This window comes from Alistipes sp. Marseille-P5061, assembly GCF_900290115.1.
GTDB lineage: Bacteria > Bacteroidota > Bacteroidia > Bacteroidales > Rikenellaceae > Alistipes > Alistipes excrementigallinarum.
In genome coordinates this window covers 473,133-479,729 of the sequence record NZ_LT985749.1, presented here as the reverse complement: position 1 = coordinate 479,729, position 6,597 = coordinate 473,133, and the positions used below count along the sequence as shown (strand labels likewise).

Genomic DNA, 6,597 nt, shown 5'->3' with positions numbered 1-6,597 from the left:
CTTATTTTGTCCCCGCCTGCGAACGGCCGAACTGCCTGATAGGCGGAGACGGAGTATGACCGGATATGGACGAACTTCCGGAGAAGATTCTGGACCTGAACGGGCCGTAGGAAGAGGCGTGGAGGTTCGGACACACTTGCTCTTTGGTTAAAAACATTATATTTGTATTTCGGATGGGGATGCGGACGGTCGGGCTTCTGTCGCAAGGCATCCGCTGCAGTCCCTTTTGACCAATCGGCTTATGATGAAAAAATTTCTTCTGCTGGCGTGCAGTCTGGTTGCCTGTGTCGGCGTCGTACGTGCCGGGGATGTCTCCCGGTATGCCGAGTTCGCCCGTGCGTACGGCATCGTCCGCTACTTCTCGCCCAATCCCTATACGCAGCGTTGGTCGGAGAGCGACTGGATGAAGGTCTGCGCACTGCTCGCCTCAAGGGCCGGGTCGCAGCCTTTGGAGCAGGTATTCCGACCGCTTGCCCCGACCCTCTTTTTCTCGGACGTCCCCGCCCCGGCGCCCGAGGATGCAGCCTCGGAGGCCGTATTGGCGGATACGTTGGCTTCGGACGCCGCATCGGCGGCGCACGCAGCGGATGCTCCCGCCTCCTATTATCTCTACAGCGGCTCCGGGGAGCTTCATATTCCCTTCATCGCGCGGCTCTTCATTCCGGGTCTTGCCGATTACATACCTTATTATAAAAGGCTCGTTCGCGTGGGCCGGGACTCTGTCGCGGCGCCCGTGGCCCGGCGCTACTACGCCTACCGGCTCTTCGGAGGGCGCGTCCTCCACATCCAGCATGCCCTGCCCCGCGAGGCTTTCGATGCGGCGGCGACGCGCCGTCTGCTCTCCGAGGCCAGGCGCAGCTGGGACAGCCACCGGAGTGCCGAGTCGGGCCTCTCCCGCCGGCGCAGCTTCGTCTTTGGGCTGCTCTCGGACCCGGCGGTGCGTGTGGCCGACGTGACGGTCCGCTGGAACATCATCCGCCACTTTTATCCCTACTACGAGGAGGATTCGCTCGACTGGGAGCGCCGTCTGGAGCCCTTCCTGCAGGAGGCGCTCTCGATGGAGCGCGTGGAGCGTTTCGAGACGATTCTCGAGTGGCGCGAGCTGCTGTGCCGCCTCTTCCATCCGGTGAAGGACGGCCACCTCTTCGTGCGGCGAGACATGGCGCTCTCCGACCTTCAGTCTACCTATCTGCCCGAATTCTATGCTGCGGCCGAGGCTCGGCTGGTGAACGATACGCTGCTTGTCCGTTTGGAAACCGACTCGGCGCAGCCCTGGCGCATGCTGCACACCATCGACGGCCGGCCCGCCATGGAGCGCATGGAGCGCTGCCGGGCGGTGACGTGCGCCGCGACGGCCGGGCACCGCGACCGGTTGGCGGAGCGCGAGCTCTTCGCCGCGCCTGTATACGGCACTCAGTTCCTTCTCGGCAGCAGTGACCCGGCCGGTGTGGTGCGTCTGGATACGCTTCCGGCGCAGCTTCAGGAGGCTCCGACGGGAGTGCACGGCCGAAAGCCGCTCGTACGCTGCGGGAATGGAATTCTCTACGTCGATGCCACTTCACCCGAGTTGGACGAGAAGCGCTTCCTCGAGGCGCTGACGCCCGACCTGCGCGGGCTCTGCTTCGACCTGCGCGGCCTTCCGTCGGTGCGCTTCGAGGCTGTTCTGGCCCATCTGATTGCCGTGGATGCGGCTGCTCCGGCGACGGAGGTGCCCGTCCATCGCTACCCCTTCCGGCAGGGCATCTCGTGGCGCATCGGCACGGAGCTGCTTCGGGCGCGGGCGCCGCATGTGGCGCTTCCCGCCCTCTTCCTCTGCGATGCCTCTACGGTCAGCTGGGGCGAGACCATCCTTCTGATGGTGCGCCATTACCGTCTGGGCGGGATTGTCGGTCAGACGACCGCCGGAACCACGGGCGACATGACGCAGTTCGCCCTCCCGCTCTTCCCCTTCTCGATGACCGGCATGCGCATGCGCGGCATGGAGGGCGAGCCGCACCATGCGCAGGGTGTCGTGCCCGACCGTATCGTTCCGCTCTATGCCTGTGACTGCATGGAGGGGTATGACCGTACGCTGCATACGGCCCTGAATCTGTTTGACGGGGAGTAAGTTTCAGAAAAGAGTCTCTTTCGACACATTCGACGAAGCCGCCTCCGGCTCCGTATCGCACTTGTAGTTCCGCTCCAGCTCCAGCAGGAGGCGTTTGGCCTCCACGCCGCCCGCATAGCCCGTCAGCGAACCGTCGCTGCCGACCACGCGGTGGCAGGGGATGAGGAGTACGGCCGGATTGCGGTGGTTGGCCATCCCGACTGCGCGGCAGGCTCCCGGCCGGCCGATTTCGGCGGCGATTCGGGCGTAGCTGCGTACCTCGCCGTAGGGAATCCGTCCGACGGCCTCCCAGACGGCGCGCTGAAAGGGGGTTCCTCGCAGTTCGAGCGGCAGGGTGAAGCGTCGCCTCAGCCCGGCGAAGTACTCCTCCAGCTGGTCGGCCGCCTCGCGCAGCAGCCTCTGCGCCTCGCCGCGCGTCACCTCACGTGCTCCGCTGGCGGCTGTCGGGGGCTGCGCCCGGAAGAAGACCGAGGTCACGGCCCGCGGCGTGGCCGTGATGCCGAGCTCCGCCACGAGCGTCGTCACGTAGAGCAGCTGCGCCTCCTCCATCGTCAAAGGTGCTTGAGCGTGTAGTCGACCATCTTCTGACGGACGTTGTGCGTATCGTCGGGCAGCATCGAGTGGTTCTGGTCGGGATAGACCATCATGTCGTAGCGCTTGCCGGCCCGGTTGAGCGCCCGCGCCATCTCCATCGAGTTCTGGAAGTGGACGTTGTCGTCGGCCGTGCCGTGGATGATGAGCAGCCGCGTCCGCTTGTCGTCGAGCATCCGTGCGAAGTTGAGCGGCGAGTTGTCGTCGTAGCCCCGGGCGTTGAACTGGGGCAGTCCGTTGTAGATTTCCGTATAGATGGTGTCGTAGTAGCGCCACGAGGTGACCGGAGCCACGGCAATGGCCATCCGGAAGAGCCCGTGGCCCTTCAGCGCGCAGCCCAGCGCCATGAATCCGCCGTAGGACCAGCCGTAGATGCCGATGCGTGCCGGGTCGATGTATGCAAGCCCTCCCAGATAGCGGGCGAACGAGAGCTGGTCCTCGACCTCGAGGGCGCCCAGCCGGCCGTAGGTACGCTTTCTGAAGGCCTCGCCGCGGCATCCCGTGCCGCGTCCGTCGGTGCAGGCGACGATGTAGCCGGCATCGACCAGCGCATCCTCCCAGTCGAGCGACCAGCGGTCGAGCACCTGCTGCGAGCCGGGGCCCGAGTACTGGGTCAGCAGCACGGGGTAGCGCTTCGCGGGGTCGAAGTCGCGCGGCTTGACCATGTAGGCGTTGAGCGTGTCGCCCCGCTCCGTAACGAAGGTGAAGAACTCCTTCGCGGGGCGCTGCGTCGCCTGCAGCTCGTGGGCGAGCTGCGCGCTTGTGGCAAGCGTGCGGACCGTCGTGCCGTCCGACGTGCAGACCTCGACGCGGTTGGGGGTCGTGGCGTTGGAGAAGGTGGCGATGTAGTACTTCATGCCGGCGCTGGGGTCAATCGTGTAGTATCCCTCGCCGTGGGTCAGACGCTCCTTGCGGCTGCCGTCGAGCGCCACGCGGTAGAGGTTGCGGCGCAGCGGCGACCCCTCGCTCGAGAGGTAGTAGACGCGGCCGTCGGCAACGCCCACCAGCTCGGTCACCTCCCACGCCCCCCGGGTCACCTGGGCGAGGGGACCCCGGCGGATGCTGTAGAGGTAGAGGTGCATGTAGCCCGTGTGGCTCTCCTGGCGCACCAGGAAGCGGTCCTTGTCGATGAAGGTCACCGTGCGGTCGTCGACGCGCTCGACATACTGCTCGGAACGCTCCTCGTAGATGGTGCGCTGTGCGCCGTTCTCCTCGCAGAGAATCACCTCGAAGGTGTTCTGCTGCCGGTTGAGCCGCATGAACCAGAGCTTGCCGCCCGGCGTCCAGCCGATGCGCGGGATGTACTGGTCGCGCTCGGCGCCCGTGTCGATGCGCCGCTTGGCCCCGGTTGTAAGGTCGCAGAGCCACAGCTCGACCTCGGAGTTGCGCTCGCCGGCCTTGGGATACTTGAAGGTGTAGGCCTCGTTGTAGAGCCGGCCGTCGTAGCGCATCATCTCCATGAGCGGCACGCGGCTCTCGTCGAAGCGCAGGTAGGCGATGCGGCGGCTGTCGGGCGAGAAGGCGTAGGCCTTCGTGAAGCCGAACTCCTCCTCGTAGACCCAGTCGGTCGTGCCGTTGATGACCTCGTTCCAGCGGCCGTCGTCGGTGATGCGGCGCGTGCGGCCGCTTGTGAGGTCGTGGACGTAGAGGTCGTTCTCGGACGAGTAGGCAATCGACTGCCCGTCGGGCGAGAAGGAGGCGTCGCGCGGCCGCGTGGCGTCGCTCAGCACGGGGCGGATGCATCCGTCGGCGGCGAGCAGGAAGCTCGACGTGTAGGAGTGGCGGTAGATGGGCGTCTGTCCCGAAGCGATGAGGATGCTGCGCTCGTCGGCCGAGAGTTCGTAGTCGGTGATGGTGAACCGCTCGGACGAGGCGGGGAGCAGCGCCTCTCCCGGCGTCGCCTCGGCATAGGCGTAGCGCATGATGTTGTCGCCCTCGATGACGGTGTAGTGCTCGCCGTCGGCCGTCGAGCGGAGGCCGTTCACCCGCTCGTTCATCGCCTTGAGCCGGGCGATGGCCTCGTAGTCTTGTGCCCGGGCGCCGGCCGCAAGCAGCAGCAGGGTGCCCAGCAGGAGGAGTTGTCTCTTCAAGATGGTTGTGGTGGTGTTCGTTCGATGTTTCTCGTGTCCGGGTCTGCGGAGGCCTCTCAGGCCCTCCGCCATCAGATGTCGTCGACGTTGAAGTCGTAGCCCAGGCGCTTGCCCGTCACGAACTTCGAGTTGTCGAGCTTGGTGTTGAACTGGTCGACGGTCACCCGTTTGTTGTCCTCGTAGGGAGGCAGCAGCAGGTCGAAGTTGAGCACATAGTAGATGGCCGCCTCGAGGATGTCCAGCAGCGCCTCGCGGCTGATTTCGCCCTTGCCGAAGTTCGTGGCGCGCAGCGACGACTGCTGCTTGCCCTCGACGAAGTAGCAGTTCTCGCGGTTGATGAAGATGCGCCCGATGAGGTAGCCTTCGTCGGCGTTGCGGTTGAACTTGAAGGAGTCCGACAGGAAGTTGTAAATGTTGATGACGCCGCAGTAGGCATTCTCGCGGTGCTCCTGCACGTAGGCGTTCTGCCAGATGAGGTGGTTGTCGTCGAAGGTGAAGACGTCGGAGTGCATCTGGAAAATCAGCAGGTCGCTGGCAATCTGCAGCTGCGCCTCGAACTTGCCGCGGTCGCGGTATTCGAGCCGCGTGCGGCGGTCCAGCTTGCCGTCCAGTTCGTCGTCCATCTCGGCCGCCAGCTCGAAGAGCGTGTCCTTGAGCAGGTTGAATGCCGCAAAGGTGTTGTCGAAGACCTTCTGTTTGAGATTCGATTTACCGACGACGGTTTCGAGTATCTTCGCACGGAGGGGTGTGGTTTCCATAGGTCGTATGTCGTTTTTTTAACGGATTCTGATTTGCTGTCCCTTTTCGAGGGGCGTGTCGGCCGAGATGCGGTTGAGCTTCTCGATGGAGCGCATCCGGATGGCGTAGGACTGGCTCACGGCGTAGACCGTCTCGCCTTCGCGGGCGATGTGCGTCTGGGCGTTGCCCTCCCAGCGCCGCTTCTTGCGGCCGATGTAGACCACCTCGCCCGTCATGGGCTGGTCGCCCCGCTTCACGTCGTTGAACTTGCGCAGATTGCGTGCCGAGAGCCGGAACTGTTTGCCGATATGCTCGTAGGTGTCGTTCTCCTTGGCCAGCACGTAGTGCACGCCGTTGTTGACGTAGACGTTGTAGCCGTTGTGGGCGTTGATGGTCACGCGGTAGTTGTCGGGGTCGATGCCGCCGGTGACCGCTTCGGCCACCTGCTCGACGCTGCTCTGCTCGGCGAACCAGGTCTCGGGGTCGCTCGCGCCGCCGTGGCGCGAGGCGTAGAGCCGCAGACCGTCGGTGCGGTCGAGCAGGTAGAGCTCGTTCTCCTCGATGATGCGGATGAGCCGCTGCGCATAGTCGGGCGCCGTGGCGTAGCCCGCGGCCTTGAGCCCCCGCGCCCAGCTGCGGTAGTCGTCGTGCGCATAGGCGAAGAGCGAGTCGTAGCGGGGCTGCGTGTCGAGGAATTCGGCGTGGTCGCGGTACGACGCCTCGACCGAGGGGTAGGCGCGGAAGCATTCGCCCTTGGCATCGTCGTCGTAGTAGACCTTTTCGCCCTTCCAGTCGCGCTTGCACTTGATGCCGAAGTGGTTGTTCGAGTGGAGCGAGAGCCAGCTGTTGCCCGAGTCGGATTCGAGGATGCCCTGCGCCATGGTGATGCTGGCGGGGATTCCGTAGCGCTCCATGTGTTCGACGGCGATGCTCTTGTAGCGGTCGACATACTCCTCGAGCGTCTGGCGTGTGGCGCGCTGCTGGGCCGCAAGGGGTGCAGCCGCAAGGAGGATGATGAGCGCAAGTATTGCTTTTCTGGAAATATTCATTATCTTTGTTAAACTTTGAAGA

Annotated in this window: 5 protein-coding genes; 1 reads left to right on the top strand and 4 read right to left on the bottom strand. The window is 64.5% G+C overall.

What is annotated here, in order from left to right:
- The first annotated feature begins 244 nt into the window (after window positions 1-244).
- Window positions 245-2,107 carry a S41 family peptidase gene (locus C8267_RS05875; RefSeq protein ID WP_158699728.1) on the top strand — a complete coding sequence of 621 codons (1,863 nt, stop codon included), beginning with the start codon at window positions 245-247 and terminating at the stop codon, window positions 2,105-2,107.
- A 3-nt stretch (window positions 2,108-2,110) separates the two neighbouring features.
- On the opposite strand, the gene C8267_RS05870 is transcribed toward C8267_RS05875, so the two are convergent.
- From C8267_RS05870 to C8267_RS05855, 4 genes are all read right to left on the bottom strand, one after another.
- Window positions 2,111-2,656, bottom strand: a complete 546-nt coding sequence (locus C8267_RS05870) for a methylated-DNA--[protein]-cysteine S-methyltransferase (RefSeq protein WP_106634000.1) — start codon at window positions 2,654-2,656, stop codon at window positions 2,111-2,113.
- A 2-nt stretch (window positions 2,657-2,658) separates the two neighbouring features.
- The gene (locus C8267_RS05865; RefSeq protein ID WP_234025721.1) at window positions 2,659-4,695 is read right to left on the bottom strand and encodes a S9 family peptidase; all 2,037 of its coding nucleotides are present in this window, start codon (window positions 4,693-4,695) and stop codon (window positions 2,659-2,661) included.
- 164 nt (window positions 4,696-4,859) lie between these two features.
- A complete protein-coding gene (locus C8267_RS05860) occupies window positions 4,860-5,546 on the bottom strand; it encodes a hypothetical protein (protein WP_087361706.1) in 687 nt (228 codons plus the stop codon).
- Window positions 5,547-5,564: 18 nt separating this feature from the next.
- The gene (locus C8267_RS05855) at window positions 5,565-6,575 is read right to left on the bottom strand and encodes a glucosaminidase domain-containing protein (protein WP_106633998.1); all 1,011 of its coding nucleotides are present in this window, start codon (window positions 6,573-6,575) and stop codon (window positions 5,565-5,567) included.
- Window positions 6,576-6,597: the final 22 nt, after the last annotated feature.